Origin of the sequence: Mycobacterium sp. ELW1 (assembly GCF_008329905.1) — a bacterium.
In the GTDB taxonomy this organism is placed as follows: domain Bacteria; phylum Actinomycetota; class Actinomycetes; order Mycobacteriales; family Mycobacteriaceae; genus Mycobacterium.
Genome location: NZ_CP032155.1, coordinates 230,250 through 256,541, shown reverse-complemented (window position 1 = coordinate 256,541; position 26,292 = coordinate 230,250). Strand labels below are relative to the sequence as shown.

29 protein-coding genes and 1 pseudogene are annotated in these 26,292 nt (G+C 66.9%); 8 read left to right on the top strand and 22 right to left on the bottom strand.

Translation table 11 applies throughout. The annotated features are described in order from the left end of the window. Nucleotides 1-353 precede the first annotated feature (353 nt). A complete protein-coding gene (locus D3H54_RS01255) occupies nucleotides 354-752 on the top strand; it encodes a heme-binding protein (RefSeq protein ID WP_149377513.1) in 399 nt (132 codons plus the stop codon). Nucleotides 753-806: 54 nt separating this feature from the next. Here D3H54_RS01255 and D3H54_RS01250 read toward each other — a convergent pair whose 3' ends face one another. After that, entirely contained in the window at nucleotides 807-1,253 is a 447-nt protein-coding gene (locus tag D3H54_RS01250; RefSeq protein WP_149377512.1) for a MarR family winged helix-turn-helix transcriptional regulator, read from the bottom strand. Nucleotides 1,254-1,345: 92 nt separating this feature from the next. Here D3H54_RS01250 and D3H54_RS01245 point away from each other — a divergent pair, with 92 nt between their 5' ends. Further along, nucleotides 1,346-2,101: a pirin family protein gene (locus D3H54_RS01245; protein WP_149377511.1), complete on the top strand. Its 756-nt coding sequence runs from the start codon at nucleotides 1,346-1,348 to the stop codon at nucleotides 2,099-2,101. Then, on the top strand, nucleotides 2,082-3,350 hold the full coding sequence (locus tag D3H54_RS01240) for a PQQ-dependent sugar dehydrogenase (protein ID WP_149377510.1): 1,269 nt from the start codon (nucleotides 2,082-2,084) through the stop codon (nucleotides 3,348-3,350). The genes D3H54_RS01245 and D3H54_RS01240 overlap by 20 nt, the downstream gene beginning before the upstream one ends. Before the next feature lie 4 nt (nucleotides 3,351-3,354). On the opposite strand, the gene D3H54_RS01235 is transcribed toward D3H54_RS01240, so the two are convergent. Continuing rightward, a complete protein-coding gene (locus tag D3H54_RS01235) occupies nucleotides 3,355-3,633 on the bottom strand; it encodes a GlsB/YeaQ/YmgE family stress response membrane protein (RefSeq protein ID WP_149377509.1) in 279 nt (92 codons plus the stop codon). Nucleotides 3,634-3,876: 243 nt separating this feature from the next. Here D3H54_RS01235 and D3H54_RS01230 point away from each other — a divergent pair, with 243 nt between their 5' ends. Next, nucleotides 3,877-4,956 carry a phosphodiester glycosidase family protein gene (locus D3H54_RS01230; protein WP_149377508.1) on the top strand — a complete coding sequence of 360 codons (1,080 nt, stop codon included), beginning with the start codon at nucleotides 3,877-3,879 and terminating at the stop codon, nucleotides 4,954-4,956. On the opposite strand, the gene D3H54_RS01225 is transcribed toward D3H54_RS01230, so the two are convergent. The 15 genes from D3H54_RS01225 to fadD5 all read right to left on the bottom strand — a co-directional run bounded on the left by D3H54_RS01225 (nucleotide 4,957) and on the right by fadD5 (nucleotide 20,997). Further along, nucleotides 4,957-5,781: an SDR family oxidoreductase gene (locus D3H54_RS01225; protein ID WP_149377507.1), complete on the bottom strand. Its 825-nt coding sequence runs from the start codon at nucleotides 5,779-5,781 to the stop codon at nucleotides 4,957-4,959. 10 nt (nucleotides 5,782-5,791) lie between these two features. Beyond that, the gene (locus D3H54_RS01220; protein ID WP_149377506.1) at nucleotides 5,792-6,496 is read right to left on the bottom strand and encodes a YoaK family protein; all 705 of its coding nucleotides are present in this window, start codon (nucleotides 6,494-6,496) and stop codon (nucleotides 5,792-5,794) included. A 20-nt stretch (nucleotides 6,497-6,516) separates the two neighbouring features. Further along, a complete protein-coding gene (locus tag D3H54_RS01215; RefSeq protein WP_149377505.1) occupies nucleotides 6,517-7,185 on the bottom strand; it encodes an Mce protein in 669 nt (222 codons plus the stop codon). Further along, a complete protein-coding gene (locus D3H54_RS01210) occupies nucleotides 7,152-7,709 on the bottom strand; it encodes an Rv1363c family protein (RefSeq protein ID WP_149377504.1) in 558 nt (185 codons plus the stop codon). The genes D3H54_RS01215 and D3H54_RS01210 overlap by 34 nt, the downstream gene beginning before the upstream one ends. Then, nucleotides 7,706-8,701 carry an RDD family protein gene (locus D3H54_RS01205; RefSeq protein WP_286199070.1) on the bottom strand — a complete coding sequence of 332 codons (996 nt, stop codon included), beginning with the start codon at nucleotides 8,699-8,701 and terminating at the stop codon, nucleotides 7,706-7,708. The genes D3H54_RS01210 and D3H54_RS01205 overlap by 4 nt, the downstream gene beginning before the upstream one ends. Further along, nucleotides 8,698-9,333 (bottom strand): Rv1363c family protein, encoded by a 636-nt coding sequence (locus D3H54_RS01200; protein ID WP_149377503.1) that lies wholly within the window; start codon nucleotides 9,331-9,333, stop codon nucleotides 8,698-8,700. The genes D3H54_RS01205 and D3H54_RS01200 overlap by 4 nt, the downstream gene beginning before the upstream one ends. Then, nucleotides 9,303-10,868 carry a virulence factor Mce family protein gene (locus D3H54_RS01195; RefSeq protein WP_149377502.1) on the bottom strand — a complete coding sequence of 522 codons (1,566 nt, stop codon included), beginning with the start codon at nucleotides 10,866-10,868 and terminating at the stop codon, nucleotides 9,303-9,305. The genes D3H54_RS01200 and D3H54_RS01195 overlap by 31 nt, the downstream gene beginning before the upstream one ends. A gap of 15 nt (nucleotides 10,869-10,883) precedes the next feature. Next, on the bottom strand, nucleotides 10,884-12,026 hold the full coding sequence (locus tag D3H54_RS01190) for a virulence factor Mce family protein (protein ID WP_432246566.1): 1,143 nt from the start codon (nucleotides 12,024-12,026) through the stop codon (nucleotides 10,884-10,886). An 8-nt stretch (nucleotides 12,027-12,034) separates the two neighbouring features. Beyond that, entirely contained in the window at nucleotides 12,035-13,663 is a 1,629-nt protein-coding gene (locus tag D3H54_RS01185; protein ID WP_149377500.1) for a virulence factor Mce family protein, read from the bottom strand. Beyond that, nucleotides 13,664-15,220 (bottom strand): virulence factor Mce family protein, encoded by a 1,557-nt coding sequence (locus D3H54_RS01180; protein WP_149377499.1) that lies wholly within the window; start codon nucleotides 15,218-15,220, stop codon nucleotides 13,664-13,666. Further along, a complete protein-coding gene (locus D3H54_RS01175; protein WP_149377498.1) occupies nucleotides 15,217-16,257 on the bottom strand; it encodes a virulence factor Mce family protein in 1,041 nt (346 codons plus the stop codon). Before D3H54_RS01175 ends, D3H54_RS01180 begins: the two co-directional genes overlap by 4 nt. Then, nucleotides 16,254-17,465, bottom strand: a complete 1,212-nt coding sequence (locus tag D3H54_RS01170) for an MCE family protein (RefSeq protein ID WP_149377497.1) — start codon at nucleotides 17,463-17,465, stop codon at nucleotides 16,254-16,256. The genes D3H54_RS01175 and D3H54_RS01170 overlap by 4 nt, the downstream gene beginning before the upstream one ends. Nucleotides 17,466-17,469: 4 nt before the next feature. Then, nucleotides 17,470-18,339 carry an MlaE family ABC transporter permease gene (locus tag D3H54_RS01165; protein WP_149377496.1) on the bottom strand — a complete coding sequence of 290 codons (870 nt, stop codon included), beginning with the start codon at nucleotides 18,337-18,339 and terminating at the stop codon, nucleotides 17,470-17,472. A gap of 1 nt (nucleotide 18,340) precedes the next feature. Continuing rightward, nucleotides 18,341-19,141: an MlaE family ABC transporter permease gene (locus D3H54_RS01160; RefSeq protein WP_102808529.1), complete on the bottom strand. Its 801-nt coding sequence runs from the start codon at nucleotides 19,139-19,141 to the stop codon at nucleotides 18,341-18,343. Nucleotides 19,142-19,371: 230 nt separating this feature from the next. After that, on the bottom strand, nucleotides 19,372-20,997 hold the full coding sequence (gene fadD5, locus D3H54_RS01155; RefSeq protein WP_149377495.1) for a fatty-acid--CoA ligase FadD5: 1,626 nt from the start codon (nucleotides 20,995-20,997) through the stop codon (nucleotides 19,372-19,374). A gap of 171 nt (nucleotides 20,998-21,168) precedes the next feature. On the opposite strand from fadD5, the gene D3H54_RS01150 reads away from it, so the two are divergent. Further along, the gene (locus D3H54_RS01150) at nucleotides 21,169-21,861 is read left to right on the top strand and encodes a GntR family transcriptional regulator (protein WP_149377494.1); all 693 of its coding nucleotides are present in this window, start codon (nucleotides 21,169-21,171) and stop codon (nucleotides 21,859-21,861) included. A gap of 13 nt (nucleotides 21,862-21,874) precedes the next feature. Here D3H54_RS01150 and D3H54_RS01145 read toward each other — a convergent pair whose 3' ends face one another. Together D3H54_RS01145 and D3H54_RS01140 are read right to left on the bottom strand one after the other, a co-directional pair. Then, nucleotides 21,875-22,318, bottom strand: coding sequence for an SRPBCC family protein (locus tag D3H54_RS01145; RefSeq protein ID WP_149377493.1), 444 nt, complete (start codon nucleotides 22,316-22,318; stop codon nucleotides 21,875-21,877). A gap of 18 nt (nucleotides 22,319-22,336) precedes the next feature. Then, nucleotides 22,337-22,996 carry a TetR/AcrR family transcriptional regulator gene (locus D3H54_RS01140; RefSeq protein ID WP_149377492.1) on the bottom strand — a complete coding sequence of 220 codons (660 nt, stop codon included), beginning with the start codon at nucleotides 22,994-22,996 and terminating at the stop codon, nucleotides 22,337-22,339. Nucleotides 22,997-23,164: 168 nt separating this feature from the next. On the opposite strand from D3H54_RS01140, the gene D3H54_RS01135 reads away from it, so the two are divergent. From D3H54_RS01135 to D3H54_RS01125, 3 genes are read left to right on the top strand one after another with little or no spacing between them, the layout of a single operon-like run. Further along, nucleotides 23,165-23,275 carry a hypothetical protein gene (locus D3H54_RS01135; RefSeq protein WP_005142555.1) on the top strand — a complete coding sequence of 37 codons (111 nt, stop codon included), beginning with the start codon at nucleotides 23,165-23,167 and terminating at the stop codon, nucleotides 23,273-23,275. A 19-nt stretch (nucleotides 23,276-23,294) separates the two neighbouring features. After that, nucleotides 23,295-24,443 carry a low temperature requirement protein A gene (locus D3H54_RS01130; RefSeq protein WP_168214741.1) on the top strand — a complete coding sequence of 383 codons (1,149 nt, stop codon included), beginning with the start codon at nucleotides 23,295-23,297 and terminating at the stop codon, nucleotides 24,441-24,443. Beyond that, complete coding sequence (locus D3H54_RS01125; RefSeq protein ID WP_286199069.1) at nucleotides 24,440-24,910, top strand: acyl-CoA thioesterase; 471 nt, start codon at nucleotides 24,440-24,442, stop codon at nucleotides 24,908-24,910. The genes D3H54_RS01130 and D3H54_RS01125 overlap by 4 nt, the downstream gene beginning before the upstream one ends. 49 nt (nucleotides 24,911-24,959) lie before the next feature. Here D3H54_RS01125 and D3H54_RS01120 read toward each other — a convergent pair. The 3 genes and pseudogenes from D3H54_RS01120 to D3H54_RS01110 all read right to left on the bottom strand — a co-directional run. Further along, a pseudogene (locus D3H54_RS01120) lies at nucleotides 24,960-25,103 on the bottom strand (microaggregate-binding protein 1); the annotation flags it as partial. A gap of 141 nt (nucleotides 25,104-25,244) precedes the next feature. Further along, entirely contained in the window at nucleotides 25,245-25,682 is a 438-nt protein-coding gene (locus D3H54_RS01115; RefSeq protein WP_149377490.1) for a hypothetical protein, read from the bottom strand. Next, the gene (locus D3H54_RS01110) at nucleotides 25,673-26,251 is read right to left on the bottom strand and encodes an RNA polymerase sigma factor (RefSeq protein ID WP_149377489.1); all 579 of its coding nucleotides are present in this window, start codon (nucleotides 26,249-26,251) and stop codon (nucleotides 25,673-25,675) included. The genes D3H54_RS01115 and D3H54_RS01110 overlap by 10 nt, the downstream gene beginning before the upstream one ends. Nucleotides 26,252-26,292: the final 41 nt, after the last annotated feature.

Here is a 26,292-nt window from a genome sequence, read left to right as displayed (position 1 = left end):
AGACACGCCGGCCACACCGGCACCACCAGCCACCGAGAACTTCCAAAACCGTCAATTCCCTTGGGAATTCATCTGCCGGTGGCCGAGAGTTTGCCCACATCACAGTTCGATAACACCGGTGATCACGATCAATTAAGAGACCGGCGCGGCCATTAAGACTTCTCAGTTCTTGCCCAGTCCCCGCGAGACCAAGCGCCTGTTATTGAGAGGCATGTCACCGGGTTGGGCTGTAACACTTCGCAATTCGGCTATCGCCTCTTGGTGCGCGCGGGTTTGCCGCAGAACCTCATGGGTACTTTGGGTTTCAGGACGGGGAACCAATCACCGACCGCGCGTCGGAGAGAGAAGTGATCATGAAGTTCAGCGGGATCGCGTCAAGCAAGAGGGTCGCGGCCGTGGGCACCGGTTTGCTCATGGGGGGCATGGCGGTGGCCACGATGGCTGCGCCGATGGCCTCGGCAGCACCGGACTGCAGCAGTGCCGGAGTCGCCAACACCGTCAGCTCGGTGACCGGTTCGGCGCACCAGTACCTGGCCGGACATCCCGGCGCCAATCAGGTTCTGACAGCGGCCTACAACCAGCCACGCCCACAGGCCGAAGCCAATGTGCGCGGGTACTTCACCGCCAACCCCGGGGAGTACTACGACCTGCGGGGCATCCTGGCCCCGATCGGCGACACCCAGCGCGCGTGCAACGTCACCGTGTTGCCGCCGAATCTGCAGTCGGCCTACACCATGTTCATGGCCGGCTGAGCCGATCTGACACGACATCCGCCGCCACGGTTCACGCTGTGGCGGCGGATTGCCCTATTCGGCCAGCCGGTCCAGCGCCGCGGTGATCACCGCGCCGAAGGCTCGCAGTTGCGTCGGCGTCATCGGATCGAAGAGCACCGAACGAACCAGCGCGACGTGGTCGGGTGCCGCCGCGTGCAGCGCGTCGGTTCCGTCCGCGGTGATCTCGACACTGGCGCCGCGGCGGTCCTGCTCGGTGCCGTGCCGCTCGATCAGTCCACGGCTCCGCATCCGGGCGAGGTGATGTGAAAGCCGGCTCTGCTCCCAGCCCAGCGCGTCGGCCAGTTCGAGTACCCGGGCCGGTCCTCGCTCGGAAAGTGCCACCAGGACCTCGTAATCGGCGAGCGACAGTCCGCACCGCGCCTGCAGCTGGCGGTTCATCGCGGCTTGCAGACGGCCGTTCAACGCCAGGTAGTTGCGCCAGATCCGCTGTTGGTCGCCGGTCAACCAGCGCTGAGCCATACCGCTCACCCTACCGGAATACATGACACATCATCTATGTTGTCGCTGAACAGCCCGCCACCTAGGCTGGCAACGACCCAAGGGGTGATGACATGGCCGCAACCGTCGACATCAGACGTGCCGCCGATCGCGCTGCGACGAAGATCAACTGGCTCGACTCGAAGCACTCGTTCTCGTTCGGGCACCACTACGACTCCGACAACACCCACCACGGCCTTCTGCTGGTGAACAACGACGACATCGTCAAGCCCGGCGCAGGATTCGACACCCACCCGCACCGCGACATGGAGATCGTCACCTGGGTACTGCAGGGTTCCCTCGTCCACCAGGACTCCACCGGGCACTCCGGCGTGATCTACCCGGGCCTGGCGCAACGGATGTCGGCGGGCCGCGGCATCCTGCACTCGGAGAAGAACGACTCCTGGACGCTCACCGGCGACGAAACCCACAGTGAACCAGTGCATTTCGTGCAGATGTGGGTGGTGCCGGACGAATCGGGGATCGATCCTGGCTATCAGCAACTGGAAATCGATGACGAGTTGTTGCGCGGCGGGCTGGTGACGATCGCCTCCGGAATGCCCGAGCACAAGGACCAGACCGCGATCGCCATCCGCAACCGGTACGCGGCGCTGCACGGCGCGCGGCTGCAGCCCGGTGAGGCCGTCGAGCTGCCCGAGGCGCCTTACCTGCACCTGTTCGTTCCGCGCGGTGAGGTGACGCTCGAAGGGGCGGGCGAGCTACACGAAGGCGACGCGGTGCGATTCACCGCCGCCGGCGGTCAGCGGATCACCGCCACCGCGCCATCGGAGATCCTCGTGTGGGAGATGCATGCCGGACTGGCGGGCTAGAGCCGCCTGCGCGGCCGCGGTGCTGACGGCGGCGTGCGGGCATCCCGCGCCGCCGGCTCCCCCGGCCTCGGCTCCCACCGGGTTGGCATCGGTCGCCGTCGGAGTGCCTGCCGGACTCGACACCGCGCCGTTCGACACCCCGCGGCAAGCCTTGGTCCCACCGGGCTGGACCCTGTCGGTGTGGGCCCGGGTGCCACGGGCCAGGCTGGCGGCGTGGGCACCGGACGGGGCGCTGCTGGTGTCGGTGCCGGCCGCGGGCCAGGTACTGCGACTGGCGCCCGGCGAGCCTCAACCACAGAGCACGGTCTTGCTCGACGGGCTGGACCAGCCGCACGGCCTCGCCTTCGATCGCGGCACGCTGTATGTGGCCGAAAGCGATCAGGTCAACGCCTTCGACTATCGCGGCGCCCGGGCCGACGGCCGCCGCGTCGTCGCCGGCGGGTTGCCCGATGCTCGCAGTCCGGATCTCGGTGGGGCATATGCCCATGCCCTCAAGAGCGTGGCCGTCGGCCGCGACGGGGCGGTGTACTTCTCGATCGGCTCGACCGGCAACATCACCGCCGACGACCGGACGGCCGAACCGCCGCGGGCCACGATCATGCGGGTCCCGCCCGAGGGCGGTCCGGCGACGCCCTTCGCCACGGGCGTGCGCAACGGGACCGGCCTCGCCACCGCACCCGATGGAGCGCTGTGGACCGCGGTCAACAATCGCGATCAGGTTCCCGATCCGCGGCCGGGACCGGAGTACGCCACAGTCACCGACTACGTCAACGACCACCCACCGGAGTCGGTGGCACGGTTGACGCCGGGACGCGAACTCGGTTGGCCCTACTGCAATCCCGACATCGACCGTGGGCCGGCCTTCGTGCGGGACGTCCAGATCAACGCCGACGGAAGCAAGCTCGACTGCACGGCGCTGCCGCCGGTGGAGCAGACCCTGGGTGCGCATTCCGCGCCGCTGGGATTGAGTTTCACCACCGGCACGCTGCCCGCACCATACGACTCCGGCGCCCTGGTCGGGGTGCACGGCTCGTGGAACCGTACCCCTCCCAGAGCGCCGGAGGTTTCGTTCTTCGCTTGGCGTGACGGGACTTTGGGGCCGCAGCAGACCCTGGTCGGAGGATTCCAGGACCAGGACGGGTCGCGCTGGGGGCGTCCCGTGGCCGCCGTCGCGGGCCCGGACGGCGCGGTGTACATCACCGACGATTACGCCGGTGCGGTGTACCGCCTCACACCGCCGGGCCGCTGACCTCTTAGTGGTGAACCCGGCTGCTGCGCCCGGTGACCGCGACGTAGATCGCGATCAGCACTGCGGCAACAACGATGCCGACCAGGAAGGGGATGATCGCGAATCCGCCGTTGGAGTTCGCGTATCCGACCTGGTAGGTGATCCACGAGCCCAGGAAGGAACCCACCGCACCGAGCAGGATCGTCATGATGATGCCGATGCTCTGCTTACCGGGCATAACCAGTCGCGCCAGCGCGCCGACGATCAGGCCGACGACGATGGCTCCGATAATCGTTCCGATCATTGCTGCTCCTCAGTTTCCGGCGGGCCCAGGCGAGCGCCGCGCGAAGCAGTGATTCCCCACTCCCGGCGCAGCTAACCGTCGCCCGCGTAATTGCCGCTGCGGAAAGCCGCGGAAAGCTATAGCCGCTGGTCGTGACGACGCCGGTGCCGAACCGCCGCGCGACTGTTACCTAAGTTGACTGTGTGGTTGCTGAGAATGATGGTGTACATGCCGTAGTGCACCGACCGTCATGAAAGGGCAACTGTGCCAACCATCGCCGCGACGCTGCGCCGCCTGGTCGCGGGCAGCATGGCCGCGGTGAGCGCTCTGACCCTGGCCACCACCACCGGCACTCCCGTGGCGTCGGCCGACGCGCGCGCGCAGCTGGCCCAGGCGATCGCCACCACGCGTGGCAGCTATCTGGTCTACAACTTCGGCAGCGGCTTCCCCGCGCCGATGCTCAACGCCGGCGGCAATTGGTACGAGCTGACCAACGGAGGCCACCTGATGATCATCAAGGCTGCCTCGAGTCGGTTGACGCCACGGCTGCTCGTCGACAGCCACTCCGGCTATCAGGCGCGCTGTGAGCGGACCGCCGGCACCCGCACCCGCGAGGGCCTGGTGCAGGCCTCGGAGACCTACACCCCGCTGCAGGCTTGGCAGGCACTCGGCCAGCCCACCATCGCGATCAATGCCAACTTCTTCGATGTCCGTGGGCAGCAGGCCGGTTCGTGGAAGTCGACGGGGTGCAGCTCCCCGCTGGGCGCCTACGTCGACAACACCCAGGGACAGGGCCGTGCCAATACCGCGGTGACCGGAACCATCGCCTACGCGGGCAAGCAGGCGCTGTCCGGCGGCGACGAAGTGTGGACGGCACTGACCACGATGATCCTTCCCGTCGCCGGGGCGCCGTTTGTCGTGACGCCCAAATCACCCGACGACTATGACGCCGCCACCCCGGTGATCCAAGGCTTGTTGGACAAGGGCACCCGCTTCGTCGCGGTCAGCGGGCTGGGACTGCTGGCGCCGGGTGACACCGGGCAGATGAACGACGGCGGACCCAGCGCGGCCCGCACCGCGCTGGCCTACGCCCGCGACAAGGACGAGATGTACGTGTTCCAGGGCGGCAGCTACACCCCGGACCAGATTCAGGATCTGTTCCGCGGTTTGGGCAGCGACACCGCGATCCTGCTCGACGGCGGCGGCTCGTCGGCGATCGTGCTTCGCCGTGACACCGGCGGCATGTGGGCCGGTGCCGGTGTGCCGAAGGGCTCGTGCGACACGATGGCTGTGCTGTGCGATTCGCGTGAGCGCGCCCTGCCGGCGTGGCTTGCCTTCAACTGATCAGGGTTGGCCGAGCACCCGGCGCAGCACCGCGTCGCGGGCGCGGGTCGGCAACTTGGTCATCAGGGTCATCTGCAGCGCGGCGGGCAGACCCACCGGGTACCGCGCATGGGGCTTGGATGCGGTGAGCGCCTCGAGCACCACCTTGGCCACCTTCTCCGGATCCACCGCCAGGCGCTGCGACGCCGGGATCGACTTACGCATCCCCGCAACATGTTTGGAATACAACGCGCGATGCTGCGGCGACAGCGCGGCCTCCATCTCGACGACACTGCGATCCGCATCGCGCCACAGGTCGGTGTCAGTCTGGGCCGGCTGGACCACACTGACCGCGATGCCCCACGGCCGCAACTCGATTCGCAAGGCGTCGGCGGCCGCCTCGAGGGCGAACTTCGACGCGCTGTAGGCGCCCATCATCGGTGCCGAAAGTTGGCCGTTCACACTGGAAATGAACACGATCCGGCCGTGCGACTGCCGCAGCAGCGGAAGCACCGCCTGCGTGACGGCAAGCTGGCCGACGACGTTGACCTCCAGTTGCCGACGGATCTCGGCAGGGGTCAAGCCTTCCAGCGGCCCGCTGACCGCGATGCCGGCGTTGTTGACCACCGCGTCGAGCCGGGCGGGCAGTGCGCCGGGAAGCGCGGCGACCTGCGCCTCATCGGTGACGTCGAGGGTGACCGCGCGGACCCGCGGCAGCGCGGACAGGGCGTCGGCATCGGCGGCGCTGCGCACTCCGCCGATGACGTCCCAGCCGGCAGCGGCCAGGTGACTCACGATTGACTTGCCGATTCCCCGGGCGGCGCCGGTGACCAGGACAGTGGGCATAGCCGCGACTCTAGTGATCCCCGTCCGATGCCGTCACGGGTTGCGGACCGTACCGGAACACGGCCAGGCCGGCTGCCACCACGACCGCCGCCAATGCGATCACCGGCGCGACCATGAAACGCGACATCGTCGCGCCGATGGTCGCACCTGCGCACATCGTCACAACCACGCTGTAGCGCAACTTTTCCCGCTGCCCGGTGCCGCCGGCGAGCCGGCTGTCGAAGCCGATCCCCACCAGCGTCGTCGTCAGCACCGTGGTGGACAGTTCCTGGATACCGAACTGTCGGGCCGCGGCGTTCTGCCCACCGAACGCCAACGCCAGCCCGGCGATCAGGATCAGCTTGCCGTCGTCGTGGTAGTTGACGACACCGCTACCGGCAAGCGCGGCCAATACCGCCAGCAGAACCACCTCGGCGCCCAGTGCCGCGGTCAACCACGTCCGCACCGCCACCTCGTGATCGAGGTGGCGCGCAAAGCGTCCGCCGAGCACCGTGCCGGTCAGGAAGCTGACGAACGCGACGACCGCGGCGGTCATGTCCACCCCGGAATGCGGCACGAACCAGAAGCCCAGAAAGATCACGTTGCCGGTCATGTTCGCCACGAACACGTGCCCGAGAACCAGCACGCTGATCGCGTCGACCAATCCGGTCGCGAACGTCAGCAGCAGCAGCGCGACGACGGTGGATCGTTGCGAGACGGGCGAGGCGACGGCCATGAGGCCAGTATCGCAACGAGTTACAGCTTGGGCGTGAGGTCCAGTGAGGTCACCGTCGTCATCTTGGTGACCAGCCAGTGCGAGCCGTCGCGGGTCAGCTGCACGCGGTACGACAGATACTTCGTCGCGGGAATGTCTTTGGTCAGCGGGCTCTTCGACGTGGTGTTGGTGTAGACGATCGCGGTGGCTTCCGAGCCGTTCAGCGATTCGACGGCCGCGCCGACCACCTCGGTGCTGTTGGTGACCTTGGCCTGCTTGTTGGTCGGCACGATCGCGTCGACGTACTTGCGGTACTGATCCTCGAAATCGCCGGACAGGTACTTCGCCGATCGGTCCGGCAGCTTGTCCATGTCGTCCGGGGTGTAAGTCCACAGCGTCGTGATCGCATCGGCGGCGGTGCGGGCGATCGCGAGCTTGGTGTCGACGGCGGCCTGGTCCGCCAGGTACGGCTGGACGGCGGCACCGGCGAAGGCACCCCCGGCGACGAACACGGCTGCCGAGATCCCCACACCGAGCGCAGTCTTGTTGCGGCTCAACCAGGTTGGCTTCTTCGTCGTCTCCGCGGCAGCCGAGTCCCCAGTTTCGGTTTCGGCGTCGGCGTCGGTCGCCTCGTCTTCGGGCGTGGCCTCCGGTGTGGCCTCGGGTGCGGCGTCGGTCAGATCACCTGAAGCAGGTTGCTGATCTTCCACGGACCTCCTTCACCTCCTTCTTGGGTCGCGGTGACCACCCAGCGGCTGCCGCTTTCAATGGTCTTGCCGTCGGGCATACGGGTTTTGGTCGTCGCGGCCACCACCACGTCGGCACTGCCGTCACGGTTCCAGCGCTCGATACCGAGGTCCTGGACGGTTCCCGTCGTCGGCTCGGCCCGCGCCACCTGGACGACGACCTCATTCATCTTGTCCTGGTACAGCTTTGCGAACTGTCCGGTGCCCTGAGCCAGCACCTTGTCGGCGTAGTCGTTGGCGTGGAACGGGTCGATGGACGTGTAGTGCGTGACGAAGCCGCGAACGAAGCTGAGCACAGCCACATCTCGGACCGCGTCGTGTCGCTGGGTTTCGCGCTTCACCAGCAGCAGTGTGCTGCCGGTGATCGCGGCGATGATCAGCACCGCCGCCAGGCCGGCGACCAGAGGCAGGACCCAGCGGCGCGGTTGGGGGTCGGGCAACCGGAACAGGTCCCGGTGGTCGGCGTCGAGCTTGCGGCGCGGGCTCACTTCGGCTCCCCTGCCGGGTTCGGTTTGGCCAGCACCGACAGATTGGCGACCTGCCACTGGCCGGCCGCCGACCTCTCGAAGTTCACCCGCACAGTGGCGGTGATCAGGCGTTGCTTGGGTGCCTCGCCGCGCTGGCCCTGCATGAGCAGCAGCATGACGGCCGTGTCGCGGGTGTTGGTCAGCACGGCGCCGTTGGTCACCCAGTAGTCGTTGTCGACGGGTCCGGCCTTGCGCACGGCGTCCTGCTGCGCGACCAGCTGCGGCCGGTACGCGTCGGTGGCCAGGCCCCGGGCCCGGGCGAAGTCGTTGTCGATCGACGCCACGTCGTAGCTCAGCATCTGCGCGACGATCCGCGGACCGTCCACCGCCAACTGCTGGCGAGCCTGCTCGACCGCGAGTTCCGGTCGGTACACACCGAAGTAGGCCAGCGCGGTGGCGCAGGCGGCGACCACCGCGAGAACCGCCAACACCACACCGGCCAGGCGACGCCGGTTGGGGCGCTCGCCCTCGACGCGGCGCACTTCGGTGCGGGTGAGCAGGTCGGCGAAGGTTCGGCCGCGCGAATCCCACAGCGGCCACAGCCAGCCGAGGAACACCGCGGCGGTGTCGAGCAGATGGGCAAGGTCGCGGGCCAGCAACCGCCACGGACCGACCGGCGTGCCGTCCCTGCCGACCACGACGATGCCGGCCAGCGAGCGGCCCAACGTCCAGCCGGTGATCGCCGGCAGCAGCAGGCGGTTCACCGCGACCGCCAAGAACACCACCCCGGCCAGTGCGACCGCGACCCACCACAGCCATCCGCGCAGTGGTGCGGTCCACGCCACCAGCAGACACGTGATCACCACGCCGGCACCGAAGAAGACGTCGACTACGAACGCACCGGCCCGCGCCGACCAGTCGGCCGGCACCCCGGCGGAAGCCTCGTGGGCGACCTCGGGTGCGTCGACGTCGGCCTCGGCGCCGGTGTCCGCTTCGGGGACCGTCACCGTCACTTGCTCACCTGGTCGAGGTTGGCGATCTTGTACGTGCCTCCCTCAGGCGCCATCTTGACCCGCAGCCGATACCCCTGCTCCTGGTCCTGGGCCGCGGAGTTGGACACCTTCACCCGCACCGCGACCAGCACGTCCATCGACCCGTCGTCGTTGTGCCGTTCCACGGCCGCACGCATGTTGGAGACCTGAACCTGGACCTTGGCGGCCTGGTAAGCGTCCACCAGCAACCCGCTGTACAGGGTGGCCTGCGCCGCGAAGTCCCCGGTCGAGCATTCGATGATCTTCTGCTGGCTGGCGGCCATCGCACTGGCATCCGGCGCCTGGGTGGCGGTGACGCAGTCCTTGGCCGCGGCCAGCGCGGTGGTCTCGGCCCGCGCCGCGGCGGCGCTCTTGTCGTGCGACCGCAGTGCGAAGAATCCGCCGGTGGCGACGAGCAGGCCGGCGATCACCAGTCCGGCACACACCACGGCCAGGCGGCGTCCGCTCAGCCGCGACCCGCGCGGCGCGACGCTGTCGCTCGGTTCGGTCTCGTCGACCGGTGGGGTCGGATTCGCCGTCTCCTCAGCCGCACTGTGGTCGGCATCGTCGGCCGGGGGTGGGGTCAGCCGGCCGGAGCCAGCATCTCCTTCCATCCGTCGTCTCCTGTACTGCTCGAGTTCTTGACGTCGTATTTCACGCCATCGGGACCGGTCAACTCCCCCCTCTGCGGGGTGTAGACGGCCGTATTACCTGGTGCCGGGCTACCGGCTGCCGGGGTATACGTGCAGGGGTTCGGTTGTTGACCGTTGCACTGAACGGTGCCGGTCCCGGGTGGAGTGAGTGGGTCACTCGTCGGTGGTGTCGGGCCCGGCAGCAGATCGGCCGGCAACGGGTTCATCCCGTTGTTGATCGACGGTGCCGGTATCACGGTACCGGGGTTCACCGGCTGATCGCATCGAGCACCGGGCGCGGGGCAGTTCAGCACCTGGTTCGGGTCGCCGTACCAGGGGTTGTTGCCCAACGGGGTGTAGGGCTCGGGGCTGCGGCACTCCATCGGCGTCGCGGCGCGCTTACCGGGCACGTCGACGCACGGGAAGTTACGTGCGCCGCGGACCACGTTGGCCGGGGTGTCCTTCGGGATCTTGCAGTAGAGGTTGTTCTCCACCGGCATCGGCCGCAGGTCCGCCGGAGCACGCCACTGGCTTGCCGGCAGGAAGCCGGTCAAGCACGGCGGCGGCTGGTTGATCGTCAGGCCGAAGTCCAGCGCGGCCTGGCGCGGGTACGGCGCCGACACCGACTGGGCGACCGATGCGCCCTGGGGAAGAAGGACCAGCGACTGCTCGACGCCCTTGTGATAGCGCTTGAGCATGTCCAGCACGATCTCCAGGTTGGCCAGCGTCTGCGGCAGCGCCTCCTGCACATCGCTGAACACCGCGTTGACCGCGTCGGCGGTCGGTGCGGCCTGGCTCAACCCGTTGCGCAGCGCCTGATCCTGCTCGGCGGTCTGGGTGGTGATGGTGTCGAGGTTCGCCGCCCACCGCTGGATCGCATCCGAGGAGTTGACCTGGCTGTCGACGACGGGCGCCGAGTTCTGGATGATGTCGTTGACATCCTGGATGTTCGTCTTGAAGTCAGTGACGAGCGCCTGCGTGCCGTCGACCAGACGTTGCAGCGCCGGGCCCAAACCACCTACCGCCTGGGCGGTTTCGTTCAGCAGCAACGGGATCTTGTCGGCCGGTAGCGCCGCGAGGCCCTTGTTGGCGGCGTCCAGCGCCGGGCCGATCTCCTCCGGCACCGTCGACTTGGTGATCGTCTGGCCGGGCGAGAAGTACTGACCGGGATTTCCTTCCGACACCAGGTCGAGGTACTGCTCGCCGACCGCCGACACCGAGTGCACGTTGGCGGTGGCGTCGGCCGGGATCTTGTACTTGTCGCTGATGCTCATCGTCGCCCGGACACCGGTCTCGGTCGGTTCCACGTCGGTGACGCGGCCGATCGTGATGCCCCGGTAGGTGACGTTGGCGGTCGAGTACAGGCCGCCCGAGGACGGCAGGTTGGCCTTCAACTCGTACTGCCCGATGCCCGCCAGTGTGGGCAGGCGCAGGAAGTACCAGCCCAACACCAGCAGGGCGATCACGGTCAGCACGCCGAACATGACGAGCTGCGTCTTGATGAAACGGGTCAACATCTAGCCGTCACCCCTTCACTCGCCGCGCTCGACATACGGTCCCCCGTCGGTCATGTTCGGGTGAGGCGTGAACCGAACATCCGGGATCATCGTCTGCGGGTCGCGACCCCATGCCTGCTCGAGCGCACGCAGCATTCCGGACACACCGGTACCGGTGAGGAACGCGTTGTCGATCGAGCTCAGCGTCAGGTCGAAGGTGGCCGACGTGTTGATGTAGTCACCCCGGATCACCTTCGGGATGTTGTCGATCGGGTACGGCGCCGTGATGACCAGCTTCAGCGAGTCGATCAGGTAGGGCGCCGCCCGGCCGAGCTGCTTCAACGGCCGCTGCAGGAGCGCCAGGTTGGTGTCGAAGTTGGCCCGCGCCTCCGAGAAGGTGTCGGCGGTGACCTTGCTGAACCGGCCCAGCGCCTCTACGGCACCGGTGAACCGGTCCCTGGCGTCGGCGAAATACTTGATCAGCGGCGGGAATTCGGTCAACACCCGGTCCAGGGTGTTGTTGCGCGCGGCCACGATCGACACCAGTTCGTTGGTCTTGTCGATCGCCCGGGTCAGATCGTCCCGCTGCTGGTTGAGCTGGTCGGTGAAGGTGTCCAGCTTGGTCAGGAAGTCGCGGATCTGTTCGCTGTTGCCGTCCAGGATGTTGGTGACCTCGGTCTGGATGACGTCCAGGTTCGAGATACCGCCGCCCCGCAGCACGGTGGCGATGCTGGCCAGGGTGCGTTCGGTGGTCGGGAACGACTGCGAGTTCTTCAGCGGGATCGTCGCGCCGTTACGCAACGGCTCGGACGACGGGTTCGGCGGCGGATCCAGCTCGACGTGCTGGGTACCCAGCAAGCTGGTCTGACCGATGCGCGCAATTGCGTTGGCGGGCAGCTTGACTCCGGGCTGCAGCTTCAGCGTCAGCGTCGGGATCCAGTTCTTGAGCTCGATGGCACGCACCGAACCGACGAACACGTCGGCGACCCGGACGCGGCTGTTGACGTTGAGCGCCAACGTATCCGGCATCTGGACGTAGACCGTCATGTTGTCGCTCCCGGTGCCGGGGCCACCCGGCATCGGCACGTTCGCGATACCGCGCCAGCCGCACGACGTCAGGATCATCGCCGTCAGTACCAGTACGAACCCACGCCAGCCGTACCGACGGGTGGTGCTCAGAATCGTGCTCACTGTCCACCTCCCATCTCAGCGGGCAGCGCAGGCCCCGCAGGTGCTGCCGGTGCCGGCCCGGCCGGGGCCGGAGCCCCGCCGTTGATCTGCTGCGAGACCGGCAACGGTCCGGGGACCACGTCCGGACCCGGCGGTGGCGGCGGGATCGCTCCCGGGTACCACGGCGGCGGCAGCGGGTTGTTCTGGTCATAGGAGTTCGACGGCGCGCCACCACGTGGACCACCCGGCGGGTAGTTCACCGGGTCGGGTCCACCCATCAACGCGGCCAGCGAATCCGGGGTCAGCATGTTGGCGGTGAACGCCTGGACGTCGACACCCTGCATGCCCGGTGCCACGATCCAGCCCTGCTCATGGTTGCCGTGCGAGAACAACGTGTCGCGCGACCAGATGCCCGGCACCGTCGTGTCCTTGTATCCGGGCGGCGGCCGCAGCCGTTCCTCGGAGTAGGCCACGTACTTCGGCAGCGTCTCCGCCGTCGAGAACTGGTTCACACCGAACGGCGGGAAGTTGAACTTGATCGCATCCATGATCGGCGCCAGGTACTGCGCGCACATCTCCGCCGAATCCTGGTAGCCGAGACGGCTGCCGGACTGGATCGCGCTGCAGATGAACTGCATCGGGTTGGCGAAGCTCGCGATCGTCGGAATGGCCACCAGCGCACCGTGTGTCGGGTGGTAGATGTTCTGCAGGTTGGCGGCCAGGTTCGGGTAGACGTGCAACACCGTCTCCAGGCCGTTGCGCGACTCCGGCTGGAGCACCTGAGTGGTGACCTCGGAGAGGTTGTTGATGTCCTTGGTCAGCACCGAACCGTTGTCGTTGACGAACTTGCGGGCGGTGGTCAGCAAGGTGTCGATGTCCTTGACCGCCTTGGCCACTTCCTGATCGGAGTTGGAGAACGAGTTCGTGAACGTGGCCAGGTCGGTGTTGAGCGCCACCAGCTGCTGATCGCTCTTGTGCAGCGCGTTGACGAACAACGCCAGGCTCTTGAGGACGGCGAAGAAGTCACCGCGGCCCTCGTTGAGCGCACTCACCGCGTCGGACAGTGCTTTCAACGTGGTGTTGATCTGCTGGCCCTTGCCCTCGAGCCCGTTGGCGAAGGACTCCAGGACATCACCGAACGGGCCCTTGGGCTGTTCGGGTGTCGGGCCGAGTTTGGTGACGAGGTCGGAGATCTGGTTGCGCAGGTCGTCCCATTCCACCGGCACCTGGGTGCGATCGATCGGGATGACGGCGTTGTCGGCCATCACCGGGCCGCCGGTGTAGGCGGGCGCCAGCTGGATCACGCGAGAGGCGACCAGGCTCGGGTTGAGGATCGTCGCGGTCGCGTTGGCGGGCACCTTGTACTTGTTGTCGTAGTGGAAGGTGACCTTCATCTTGTCGCCGGCCGGCTCGATCTTGTCGATGCCGCCGACCCGCACGCCCATGATCTGCACCCGGTCGCCGGGATAGAGCGCCAACGCCTCGGGGAAGTACGCCACCACGGTGTTGGTGGTCAGCTTCTCGTACAGCTTGTAACCGACCACCGCCACGACCAGCGCGATGACCACCACGAGGGTGCCGACGATGACCGATGTCCGAGACATCTTGGGCAGGCCCAGATTACGAATGTTGAAGACTGTCGACATTTACGCTCCCCCTCCCTGGTCGACGGGCGCCAAGTCACCGACCGGCGGCACCTGCGGTCCCGGTCCCGGCGGCGGGATCGGCCCGATCAGGGCGTTGGGCGGCGGGGCGTATCCGGGGATGTCGGTGGCCGGACCCGGTGTCGGGGCGACCGGCACCGTGCGGGCCCCCGGCGGACCGGGCGCCAGCGGCGGGGCGGGCACACCCTGGATCGCCGGCGAAAGTTCGCCCGGGAAGGCAGCACTGGGGACACCCGGGCGGTAGCCCGCGTCGGGGTTGGGCGCCGAGATCGGCACGTCCGGCGGCGGGTAGGCACCTTCTGCCACCGGCCCGAACGGCAGGTTGGTCAAACCGGCACACGGCAGCGGGTTGTTGTTGGTCGGGATCCCGTCCGGGGGCGGGGTGTACGAGCACGGCGAGCCGGGGCCGACCGCGGGACCGGGATGGTCCGGCGTGCCTTCCAGCGGGATCGGTGCCGGCGGCGGCGCCCCGTTGGGCTGGCGCTGGCCGTTGGGATCCGGGAAGCGGAAGGCCGGCAGACCCGCGTTGCGCCAGAACTCCTCGGGATCGATGCCGCGCTTCTTGAACGCGGCGTCCACCCACGGCTGCAGGATCTGGTACGGCACCAGGTTGACGACGAGAACCTTGAAGTACGGGCCGGAGCCGATGGCCTCGGCCAGGGCGCCCATGAACTTCGATGCGGTGATCAGCACGTCGGACAGATCCGTCTTGTGCTTGACCAGCACATCGCTGATCGTCTTCAGCTGCTCCAGAACATGATTCAGGTTCGGGTTGTCGTTGACGAAGCCGGTGAACTGCTGGGAGATCAGCGAGACGTTGGACAGCAGTGCGTCGACCTCGGCGCGACGTTCGTTAACCGCCGCCAGCAGTGTCTGGGCGTTCACCGCCAGGCGGTTGATCTGCTCGCTGCGGTTACCCAACACCGCGGCGACCTTGTTGGCGTTGGCCAGCAAATGCTTGAACTGTTCGTCGCGCTTGCCGATGGTGTCGGAGAACCGGGCCACCCCGTCCAGCGCCGCACTCAGGTGCGGGTAGGTCTGATCGATGGTCTCCGACAACACATTCAGTGATCGCTTGACGGTGTCGATGTCCCAGCCCGCAGCGGCTTTCGTCACGTCGAAGACCGCGTCGTAGATCTGGTACGGCGTGGTGGTCTGGCCCACCGGCAGCACCCCGCTGGCCTGCAGCGGCTTGCCACCGCGCGGCTCGATCTCCAGGACACGCTTGCCCAGGATCGTCTCGGTGCGGATGGCCAGCCGGCTCTCGGTGCCAATCTGCCTGGCGCCCAAGTTGAATCCGATCAGCACCTTGTCGCCGTCGATCTTGAGCGACTTCACCGTGCCGACGTCCATCCCGGCGATGCGGACTTTGTCACCCGGATTCAGGCCGGCACTGTCGGTGAACTGGCCGTAGTAGGCCGGCTGGGCGAACAGCTGGGGAATGCCGGAAAAGCTCTGCCCCACCCCGATGACCAGGATGACGATCAGAATGCCTGCCAGGCCATTCCTGATGCGGTTGGAACCCTCTAGCGTCCTCATTGCGGCGTGCACCTACCCGTGGGCTGCTGAGTGATCTTCACGGTGCGGACCGGTCCGCCCGGCTGCAGGCCGTTGAGCTTCAGGTTGATGTCGCACAGATAGAAGTTGAAGAAGTCGCCGTAGATACCGCCGGCGCGACCGATCATCTTCACGGCTGCGGGCAGCTTGGTCAGCAGGTCGTCGAGCCGATCCTGACCGTCGGCCAGCGGCTGCTGAATGGTCTCCAGCTTGGCGATGGTGTTCTGCAGCTGGGGGCGGTCGTCGGCCAGGAGATCTCCCAACGTCCCTGTCGCATTGCTGATGTCGGCGGTGGACTGGGCCAGCGGGTCGGCGCGGTTCTTCAGCCCGGTGATGAGCACCTCGAAGTTGTTGACCGTCTGGTCGAAGTCCTTCTCGTGCTTGACCGTGGTGTCCAGCACGGTGTTCAGGTTGGTGATTACCTCACCGATGGCCTGATCGCGATCGGCCAGCGCAGAGGTCAGCTGAGCGGTCTGATCCAGGATGTCGTTGATGGTGCCGCCCTGCCCCTGGAAGACGGTGATCAGCGAGGAGGCGATGGTGTTGACCTTCTGCGGATCCAGCGCCTTGAACAAGGGCTTGAATCCGCCGATCAGTGCGTCGAGATCCAGCGCGGGCTGCGTGCGCGACATCGGGATGAAGCCGCCCGCGGGCAGGATTCGGTCGGCGCCCTCACCGGTGCCGCGGTCGAGATTGACGTAGCGGTTGCCGATCAGATCCTGGTAGCGGATCTGGGCGGTGGTCGACTGATACAGCGGCAGCGTGCGGTCGACGTTGAGCGTCACCTGCACCCGGTCGCCGTTGCCGATGAGCTTGATGTCGGACACCTTGCCGACCTCGACGCCGCCGGCGCGGACGAACTGACCGTCCCGCAGACCGCTCGCATTGCTGAATTCGGCTGTGTACGAGGTCGTTCGGTCGAAGCGGAACTGCCCGAACACGATGACGATGATCGCCGTGAAGAGCAGCAGCACGAACGAGAATGCCGCGAGTTTGACTGCTGTGCCAGTGATTCTCATGGGTTGATCGTGTTCTCCCCGACTTGGCGACCCCACACGTACTCGGTGAGAATGGGCTGGCCGAGCTCGAAGTGGTTGTACGGCGCGAGGGAGGCTCCGTCGTCAACCACCATGTGCGGCGCCGGCCAGAAGTTCCGATCGATCTTCTGCCAGCAACCCGGCGCACCGCCGGGGCCGCCGTGCCCGTTGATCCTGGGCAGGTTGTCCGGATAGACGTAGGGGTTGGGGGCACCGAGGAATTCGGTGACGGTGTCCAGCGAATAGCCGTTGCCACCGAACGCATCCAGCGCCTGCGGCAAGGCCTCGGCCTCACCCTTGATCTGGCAGTACAGCTGCGGGCTGTAGGTGTCGAGCAGCTGGGCGGTCGGGATCAGGTCGGCCTGGCCGCGCACGAAGTACGGGCCGCCGCGTTCGAAGATGTCGGCGCCGGTGTTGCCGAATCCGGTGGAGGCCAACAGCGCGGCGTCGAGATCCTTTTGCTGGGCATTGAGCGTGCTGGCGGTGGTGACCGCGTGGTCGAGGGAGTCCCAGAACTCGGGGCTGGCCTTGATGTAGACGTCGGCCAGGTTCGACAGCTGGCGGATGTTGCTGCGGATCTGCGGCATCTGCGGATTGACGTCGTCGAGCACCGCGTTGCCGTTGACGATCGACTGGCCGAACTTGGTGCCCAGCCCGTTGAGCGCCTCGGCGGCCGCGCTGAGCGTCAGGTTCAGCTTGACCGGATCGACCTTCTCCGAGATCGAGATGAGCGTCTCGAACAGCGTGTTGAACTCCGTCGTCACGTGGGACACGTCGATCACGTCGCCGCTGGAGATCCGCTGCTTGGACGGATCGGGCGGGCTGCGGAAGGACACGTACTTGTTGCCGAAGACGGTGCTGGCCTTGATCTGCGCGTCGACGTTGGCCGGGATCAGCGAGATGTAGTGCGGGACAACCTCGAGCGTCAGCTCGGCCGCCGTCTTGCCGTCGCGGTTCACCGCGGCGACTTTGGTGACCCGGCCGATCTCGACCCCGTTGTAGGTGACCTTCGACCCCGGGTCCATCACCAGGCCGGCGCGATCGGACACCATCGTCAGCGTGGTCTTGCGCGTGAGGTCGCCGCGGAATTGGAGGTAGACCAACGTTGCAAGCACGATTGCCAGCACCAGAAAGATCACACCCGCCAACTTGATGGGCGGGCGCCGGGATGCGTTGAGCGGCGACGTCATACCGCTACACCGTGAGGTTGAAGTTCGGGTTGGTGCCGTAGAGCGCCAACGAGGCAAGGAGGACCACGGTCGCGACGGCAACCAGCGATGCGCGCATCGAGATTCCGACCGCCTCGCCCACACCGACCGGACCGCCGCTGGCGTTGTAGCCGAAGTAGCAGTGGTTGATCATCACGAACATCGCGATGATGATCGCCACGACGAACGACCAGAACACGTCATCGGGGCGCAGGAACGTACGGAAGTAGTGGTCATAGGTACCCGTCGACTGACCGTAGAACACCGTCGTGGTCAGCTGCGCCGCCAGGAACGACAGCAGCAACGCCATCGCATACAGCGGAATGATCACGACCATGCCGGCAAGGATCCGCGTCGACACCAGGTAACTGATGGACTTGATGCCCATCACCTCGAGGGCGTCGATCTCCTCGGCGATGCGCATGGCGCCCAGCTCGGCGGTGGCGCCCGCGCCGACCGTCGCGGCCAGTGCGTGCCCGGACACCAGCGGTGCGACGACGCGGACGTTGACCAGCGCGGCGACGAAGCCGGTGAAGGCCTCCACACCGATGTTGCCCAGTGAGGCATAGCCCTGGATCGCGATCAGGGAGCCACCGGACAGGGTGACGAAACCGACGATCGCGATGGTGCCGCCGATGACGGCCATCGCGCCGGTGCCCATGCCGATCTCGGCGATCAGCCGCAGGGTGGCGCGGCGGTAGTAGCGCAGCGCGTGCGGGATCTGGCCGACCGCGGTGACGGTGAACCAGGCAACGTCGCCGACCCGGTCGATGAACCGGCCGGGGGCCGACGCCCACTTGGTGGCGCTGGAGTATGCGCGGGGGTACCGGGACCGGATGACTGCTGCAGTACTCATGTCAGTGCCCCGTTCCGAACTTCACGCCGATAGTCGTCAAGACGACGTTGACAGCGAACAAAGCGACAACGGAGAGCACCAGCGTTTCGTTCACCGCCGTGCCCAGGCCCTTGGCGCCGCCGGACACCGTCAGGCCGCGGTAGCAGCCGACCAGCCCGGCGATCAGCCCGAAGGTGAGCGCCTTGACGATCGAGATGATGACCTCCGGCAATCCGGTGATCAGGGTGAGCGTGGAGACGTAGGCGCCGGCGGAGATGTTCTGCATGTAGACGCCGAAGATGAAGCCGCCGACCAGGCCGACGGTGATGACCGCGCCGTTGAGGAGCACCGCGACGAACGTGGCGGCCACCACGCGGGGCAGCACGAGGCGGTGGATCGGGTCGATGCCGAGGACCTCGAGGGCGTCGATCTCTTCGCGAATGGTGCGCGCGCCGAGGTCGGCGCAGATGGCCGTCGACCCGGCGCCGGCGACGACCAGCACGGTCACGATCGGGCCGAGCTGGGTCACCGCGGCCAGTGCCGCACCGGCACCGGAGACGTCGGCCGCGCCGAACTCCACCAGCAGGATGTTGATCGTGAAGATGATGAGGATGGTGTTGGGGACCGCGACGGCGATGGTCGGCAGGAAGGTCACCCGGAACTGGAACCAGCCCTGAAGGATGAACTCACGCCACTCGAACGGCCACTTGGTGGTCGCTTTGGCGGTGAGGACGCACATGCGGAAGAAGCCGCCGATGGCGGTGAGGGCCGGACGGGCTTTGTCCTGGAGGTAGCCGCCGACGCCAGTGGTCGCGGCGGTCACCGGTTCACCCACATGACGGGACCACGTCGGTCGTCGCGTGGCGGCAGTCCGACTGGCACGTACCCTCCTTGCCCCGACCCGCAGTGAGTGAGTGTCGTCTCCCTACTACTCAGTAGTAAGGCGGACCACAGGAATGTACCCGATGCCTCACGGGCCGTGCGCCGCATCTGCACTATTGACCCTCCATCCCCACTACTCGATTTTTGTCGCATCCGTAATACGTCGTTCCGCTAGGTGGGATCCGGTGCATCCGAACCGGATTCAACGCTCCCATCGGCCGGGGCACTGGCGCTGAACCGAATCCGTAATTCCGTCTTCAGCACCTTGCCCGCAGGGTTGCGGGGCAACGCGTCGACGATTTCAAGTCCCTTGGGATGTTTGTACCGTGCCAGACGTTCGGTCAGAAATTCGTCAAGTTCTTCCAGCCGCAGCGCGGCGGCGTTGATCGCTGCGACGGCCACCGGTACCTCACCCCATTTGGGGTGCGCCCGGCCGATGACCGCCACCTCCACGATCGCCGGGTGGGCGGCCAGCACGTTCTCGACCTCGGCGCAGTAGATGTTCTCTCCGCCGGAGATGATCATGTCCTTCTTGCGGTCGACCACCCAGATGTAGCCGTCGGCATCCGCGCGGACCAGGTCGCCGGAATGGAACCAGCCGCCCGCGAACGCCTCCGCGGTGGCCTGCGGGTTGTTCCAGTAACCGGCCATGAGAGTTGGGGCGCGATAGACGATTTCGCCGACCTCCCCGACCGGGACGTCGTTCATGTCTTCGTCGACGATGCGCGCGGCCACGGTCGGGATCACCTTGCCCACCGACCCGCGTTTACGGATCGCGTCGTCGCCGAGCAGCATGCACGTCACCGGCGACATCTCGGTCTGGCCGAACGCGGCCAGGATCTTGCTGTCCGGGAACGTCTCTGACATCTCGCGCAGCAGGGTGTCCGACGCCGGCGCCGCACCCCAGGACAGCGCACGCAACCGGATGTCGCGCGGCTTGGCCTTCTGCGCCGCGCAGACCGCCTGCCACTGGGCGGGCACCAGGAAGATGCCGGTGACCCGCTCGGCCTCGAGTACGTCGAGCAGCTGGCCCGGGTCGAATCCGCCCAGCGGGTGGATGACCGTCGGAGTGCCCAGCATCAGGCCGCCGAGGGTGTTGCCGATGCCGGCGATGTGGAACAGCGGAACCCCGATGAATCCGACGTCATTGTTGATGTCGGGGCCGGTGGTGTACATCCCGGTCATCGCCTGACCGGCCAGATTGGTGTGGGTCAGCACCGCGCCCTTGGGCCGCCCGGTGGTGCCCGAGGTGTACATGATCAGCGCGGGGCTGTCGTTGGGGATGTCCACCGGCTGGTGCTGCTCGCCCTCTTCGACGATCAGATCCTCGTAACCGAGCACCCCGTCCTCGGTTGCGCCGCCGGCGACGATCACCGCGGACAGCCCGGGCGCGAGGTCGCGCACGGCCTTGGCGACGTCGGCGAGCACCGTTTCGGTGACCAGCACCGCCGCTTCACAGTCCTGGACCAGGAACGCCAGCTCCGGCGGTGTGAGCCGGAAGTTGACCGGTACGGCGATCGCCCCGAGCTGGTTGGCGGCCAAAGTCGCCTCGACGAACTCCGGGCGGTTCAGCATCAGGATCATCACCCGGTCGCCGAAGCAGACCCCGCGGCGGCTCAACGCGTCGGCGAGCTTGGTCACCCGGTGGTCGAACTCGGCCCAGGTGGTCGTGCGGCCCATGAACCGCAATGCGGTGGCCTCGGGCTGCATGAGAGCATGACGCGCCAACTGGTTGGTCCAGTTCTGCCGGCGCGCCAGATACGGCTGCTCGGTCGTCGTGGTCAGCTGGCTGGTCACTGGTCTTCGTTGCCCTCTCAACAGTTCCGAATGACGACAGTTCCCTATGTCGTAAAGGATGCGTGAACCCGGTGGCTGGAGAACGCAGGAATCGTTATATTTGATCAAATCTGTTGTTGCTTGGGTCACACTATTGCTTGACCGCTCGCCACACAAGTCCCCGGAGGTCACGTGAACGCACCGGCTTCCACACGGGTCGGCAACCGCCGGGGAAGCCGTCGCTCACAGCTGTCCGACGAGGTCGCCGCCCACCTTCGCGAAGCGATCATGACCGGCGTCCTGCGGCCCGGGACGTTCATCCGGCTCGACGAGACGGCCGCCCGGCTCGGGGTCAGCATCACCCCGGTGCGGGAGGCGCTGCTGACGCTGCGCGGCGAGGGCATGGTCGCACTCGAGCCCCGGCGCGGCTATGTGGTGCAGCCGCTGAGCCGCCAGGACATCGCCGACATCTACTGGTTGCAGGCCACCATTGCCAAGGAATTGGTGAGCAGTGCGGCCGACCGGCTGACCGCCGAGCAGATCGACGAGCTCGAACGCGCGAACGAGGCGTTGGAGGCAGCGGTGGCCGAGGGCGATCCGGCCACCGTGGGTGCTGCCGAGTTCGCCTTTCACCGGCTGCTCAACCGCGGAGCGGGCCGGATCAAACTGGCCTGGTTCCTGCTTCATGCGGCGCGGTACATGCCGCCGCAGATCTATGTCACCGACCCGTCCTGGGGTGCGAACGCGGTGGACACCCATCGCAGGCTGATCGAGGCGCTGCGCCGGCGCGACAAGGCCACCCTCGCCGAGCTCTCCGCGGCGGAGTTCAACGACGGCGTGCACCGGCTGTTGGAACAGCTCGAGCGCAACGGGATGTGGCGGTAGCCGATCGACGCGGCTACGAGCTGGCGGACAACTGCTCGGCGCGGGTCTTGAGATTGTCGGCCAGGTGCTCGAGCACGTCGTTGATCAGCTTCTTGACCATCATGTCCGGGACCGGCAGGGACACCTCGACCTCCAGGTCGACGGTCAGCAGGCTGGAGGGACCCATCGCGACCACCGAGAACAGCTGATCCTGCTTGGTGAACACCTCACCCTGCTGCAGCACGGTCTGGATCTGGCCCTCGCCGGGGTAGTAGACCGCCTGGATGAAGGTGCCCGACTGGCCCTGGATCTCCATGTCCAGACGCAGCTGGCTGGGCCGGCCGTCGTCGTATCGGGCCAGCACATAGACGGCCTTGGCCTCGGGGTTCCAGTCCGGATAGGTCTCGAAGTCGGCGACTATCCGAAGGATCGTGTCGGCATCGGCGTTGACTTCAACGGTCTTGCTGACGAGCGGCATCGGCCGATCATATCGGCCTCAGGCGGGCGCCTTCTTGGCCGCGCCCGCCACGTCGGGCATGCCCAGCGGGGATTCCACGCGCACCGTTTCGTCCCGAATCAGGCCGCGCAGCAATGCGGTACTGAACTCGGCGGCGATCTCCTTGGCGGTGCGCCGGCCGTCCGGTCGCAGCCACCGGTAGGCGCCCAGCGTCATGCCGATGTAGCCCAGGGCCACCACGTGCGTATCGCACTCGAAGAACTCGCCGCTGGCGATCCCGCGGTCGATCAGACCGTGCACGTGCTCGTAGACCTGGGTCTCCTTTTCCCGGACCTCGGCGACCTGCTCTTCGGTGAACCACTCGGTGATGTAGGGCGCCTCCTGGAAGTACACCGCCGCGCCCTCGGGGTTCTCGGCGATGTTCGTCAGCAGCCGCACGGTGTACTGGTAGAGCGCTTCACGGGCGGTCCAGGACGGATCGTCGTGTACGGCCTCCAGGGTGTTCTCGGCAGCAGTGCGGTAGATGTCGAACAGGATCAGCGACTTGCTGGCGTAATAGTGGTAGACCGTCGCCTTGTTCAGGCCGACCACATCGGCGACGTCATCCATCCTGGTTCCGTGATAGCCGCGCGCGGCGAAGAGCTTGGTGGCGACGGCCAGCAGCTCTTCGCGCCGGGTCATCCCGTTCTCGGATGCCATGGTGTCCTCGCTTGTCCTGTGCCGGCGCCGGCCGGCACGGCGTCATTTTGTTCGCCGACAACGCCGGCTCTCTATCAACTGGTTGGATAGTTTAATGACCGGTGTCGCGGTTGCGGCCCGCGGACTAGACTCCGGTTCTATTGCGGTGACGCTCAGGAGGTGCGAGGGATGGATCCGAATCCGGACTATGACGCGAGCGACGAGGTCGAGTACTTCTTCAGCTGGTTGCCCTGGGCGCTGCGCGGTGTCTACCCGCCGCCCGCCTACCCGCCGGTTTAATCAGCGCTGACCCGCACTTTTGCCGGCCGGCCTGCGGGCGATGCTCGCCCGCGACCCCGATGAACCGCACCGCGCGGCCAGCTCTCTAGAGCTACTCTTCGACCTCGTTTTCGTCGTCGCCGTATCCCAGTCTTCCGGTGCACTGCACCATCTTTGGGAAGAACAGCACTTCGCCTCAGGCTTGGCGTCCTACGCGATGGTGTTCTTCGCGATCTTCAACGCCTGGATGAACTTCACCTGGTTCGCCAGTGCCTACGACACCGACGACTGGCTCTACCGGCTGACCGTGTTCGTGCAGATGGCCGGCGCCCTGGTGATCGCCGCGGGCGCCCAGAGCGCGATGCTGTCCAACGACTTCGGGGCGATCGTCGCCGGGTACGTGATCATGCGGGTGGCCACGGCCGCACAGTGGATCCGGGCCGCGATCACCGATCGCGAGTATCGCGGCACCTGCGTGCGGTACGCGATCGGCATCGTCGTCGTGCAGGTGCTGTGGGTGTCCTGGTGGTTCCTCGACGGCCCGGTTTGGTTGTTCCCAGCGCTGGCGCTGGCTGACCTGTCGGTGGCGCTGATCGCCGAGCGGTACAAGGCGACGGCCTACCACCACCACCACATCGCCGAACGGTACGGGCTGTTCACCTTGATCGTGCTCGGCGAATCGATTCTGGCGGCCGCAAATTCGATCATCGGCGGGTTGTCCAACGACGATGCGCGGCTCGGCCTGATCTTGGTCGCAGTCTGCTCACTGGCGATCGTGGCCTCGATGTGGTGGATCTATTTCGACCGTCCGCAGCACCACCAGACCGCGACGAGACGCCGCTCGTTCTACTGGGGCTATCTGCACTACTTCATCTTCGCGTCGGCCGCGGCGTTCTCAGCCGGGGTGGAGGTCATCGTCGCCGAGCATCTCGGCGAGGGCCACCTGCCGCATGCGGTGGCGGGTCTGACGCTGACCGTCCCGCTGGCGGTGTTCCTGTTGACGACGTGGCTGGTGCTCGACGCCGGCCGGCGTGACGTCGTCCAAAGCGCTTGCGTGGTGGCGCTGACCATCGCGATGGTGGCCGCGGCGCTGCTGCCCGAGCCGACGGTCGGTGCGGCCCTGATCATGGTCGCGGCGGCGGCGCTGGTCAGCTGGCGGCACGCGGCCGATAAGCTTGCGCACTTGTGAGCGACTGGACAACGACCGCGGCCCGTCCGCACGAGATGCGGCTGCGGCTGGACTCCTACCCCGTGACCGGCACCGTCGAGGCGCGCTACGGCGACATGGATTCCAACGCCCACCTCAACAACCTGGCGCTCGAGGCGATGCACGAGAACGCCCGGGCGACCATGAACCGCAGCCTGTTTCCCGATATCTACGACGTGACCACCCGGCGGCTGCGCCTGGTCACCTCACAGAACGCGGTGCACTTCCTCGCCGAGGCGCACTGGCCGGGCACCATCGAGACCGGCGCCGGGGTTGGACGGATCGGGCGCACGTCGTTCGTCGCGTCGACCGGATTGTTCGTCGACGGCCGTTGCGTCGGGGTGTGTGACACCGTGCTGGTGCTGCTCGGCGACGACGGACCGGTCCCGATTCCCGACGACGCGCTGGCGGCGCTGGAAACCGTACGGCTCGGTACGCCGCGGGCATAAGCCTCGATGGGCGGCGCGGGCGTACCCCGCGCCGCCCGTCCGGCTACTGCTCGGCCTTGTCCTGCTGGGCCTTACCCTCGCGCACCAGATCGTCGCGTCCGGTCACCGAGCCCACGACCTCTTTGGCCTTACCCTTGAGGTCCTCGATGATGCCGCCGGCAGCGTCCTTGGCGGTGTCCTTTGCATCTGACATGACATCCTCCTCCTTTGCGCCGCAACGCAATTGCGGCCTCGGGGACCGGCGCGTTGTTGCGCCGACAGGAGTTGGACGGTGGCACCGCGCGCAACCGAACGCCGCATCGCCGTGTCGTCGATCACATAGTGGCCGGCGCCGTCAACGGTGGACGTCGACCACCGTCACGCTGACGGGGACAGCGGTACCCGGTCCGATCACGTCGGCGAGAACACCTGCGGCGCGCTCGCGCACGCGCTCGGTGACCGACACCAGGTCGGCTCCGTAGAGACCGCTGAGCTGGATCTGAATACCTTGCAGCACTTCGTCATCGGAGGTGGCTTCAATCCGGTCGACAAAATAGTCCGGCTGACCGGCCAGCGCCCGGCTCAGCGCCGCGGTCAGTACGAGATCGCTGACCTGGATGCGCCCCGGCGCGGTGCCCGGCTCAGGGTCCTCCACCGTCAGCGGCCAGCCACCCCGAGGGGTGGCGCGCACCGCGGCCAGCACCGCCGGCTCGATGGCCTGCCACTGCGGCTCCGGGACTGCTCGCAACAGCCGTCCGGCGTTGTCGAAAATCTCGAGATCTCCTATCGCCATTGCTGAAGCCTCTGCTGAAGGGTTACCCGCGCCCGGTGATGATGCCCCCGGGCCGCGTCCGGGCTCAAGTTCAGGATGTTGCCAACTTCCGGGAACGTCAACATTTCGATCTCCCTCAGCATCCAGACCGCCCGCTGCCGCGGCGGCAATTCGGCCAGCGCCTCTTCCATCGCGTCGAGGAAGGCGCTGTTGGAGGCGAACGTGAACGGGCTCGCGCCGGCGTCCTGACTGACCGGCTCGATGAGACGGTCGTCGATGGGAATCGCCCGTTTGACCCGATGCGAGTCGGTGACCTTGCGCGCACAGATGGCGAACAGCCAGGTCAGGACGGCGCTGTCACCGCGAAAGTTCCCGATCTGCCGCCAGGCGGCGACGAAGGTCTCTTGGACGATGTCGTTGACCGCGTCGGCATCCCGGGTCATCCGCCGCGCATACCGGTACAGCGCGGGACCGTGCCTGCGCACCAATTCCTCGAAGGCCTCGATGGACCCGGCTGCGGCGGCGGCCGCCAACTCCCGGTCACGGTCACCCGCCGGCGGGGAGATCCCGGTCGCATCGTCGCTGAGCACTAGCAGCCTTCCGCACCTGCATCGAACGTCGCGGCGGTGGC

Bases quoted from the DNA above. Each gene is read 5' to 3' on its own strand.
- D3H54_RS01255 (WP_149377513.1), top strand. From the start codon at position 354: ATGAAGTTCAGCGGGATCGCGTCAAGCAAGAGGGTCGCGGCCGTGGGC.
- D3H54_RS01200 (WP_149377503.1), bottom strand. From the start codon at position 9,333: ATGGAAGGAGATGCTGGCTCCGGCCGGCTGACCCCACCCCCGGCCGAC.
- D3H54_RS01220 (WP_149377506.1), bottom strand. From the start codon at position 6,496: ATGGCCGTCGCCTCGCCCGTCTCGCAACGATCCACCGTCGTCGCGCTG.
- D3H54_RS01245 (WP_149377511.1), top strand. From the start codon at position 1,346: ATGGCCGCAACCGTCGACATCAGACGTGCCGCCGATCGCGCTGCGACG.
- D3H54_RS01235 (WP_149377509.1), bottom strand. From the start codon at position 3,633: ATGATCGGAACGATTATCGGAGCCATCGTCGTCGGCCTGATCGTCGGC.
- D3H54_RS01250 (WP_149377512.1), bottom strand. From the start codon at position 1,253: ATGGCTCAGCGCTGGTTGACCGGCGACCAACAGCGGATCTGGCGCAAC.
- D3H54_RS01225 (WP_149377507.1), bottom strand. From the start codon at position 5,781: ATGCCCACTGTCCTGGTCACCGGCGCCGCCCGGGGAATCGGCAAGTCA.
- D3H54_RS01180 (WP_149377499.1), bottom strand. From the start codon at position 15,220: ATGAGGACGCTAGAGGGTTCCAACCGCATCAGGAATGGCCTGGCAGGC.
- D3H54_RS01140 (WP_149377492.1), bottom strand. From the start codon at position 22,996: ATGGCATCCGAGAACGGGATGACCCGGCGCGAAGAGCTGCTGGCCGTC.
- D3H54_RS01240 (WP_149377510.1), top strand. From the start codon at position 2,082: ATGCCGGACTGGCGGGCTAGAGCCGCCTGCGCGGCCGCGGTGCTGACG.
- D3H54_RS01195 (WP_149377502.1), bottom strand. From the start codon at position 10,868: ATGTTGACCCGTTTCATCAAGACGCAGCTCGTCATGTTCGGCGTGCTG.
- D3H54_RS01185 (WP_149377500.1), bottom strand. From the start codon at position 13,663: ATGTCGACAGTCTTCAACATTCGTAATCTGGGCCTGCCCAAGATGTCT.
- D3H54_RS01135 (WP_005142555.1), top strand. From the start codon at position 23,165: ATGGATCCGAATCCGGACTATGACGCGAGCGACGAGGTCGAGTACTTC.
- D3H54_RS01170 (WP_149377497.1), bottom strand. From the start codon at position 17,465: ATGACGTCGCCGCTCAACGCATCCCGGCGCCCGCCCATCAAGTTGGCG.
- D3H54_RS01115 (WP_149377490.1), bottom strand. From the start codon at position 25,682: ATGGCGATAGGAGATCTCGAGATTTTCGACAACGCCGGACGGCTGTTG.
- D3H54_RS01165 (WP_149377496.1), bottom strand. From the start codon at position 18,339: ATGAGTACTGCAGCAGTCATCCGGTCCCGGTACCCCCGCGCATACTCC.
- D3H54_RS01175 (WP_149377498.1), bottom strand. From the start codon at position 16,257: ATGAGAATCACTGGCACAGCAGTCAAACTCGCGGCATTCTCGTTCGTG.
- D3H54_RS01145 (WP_149377493.1), bottom strand. From the start codon at position 22,318: ATGCCGCTCGTCAGCAAGACCGTTGAAGTCAACGCCGATGCCGACACG.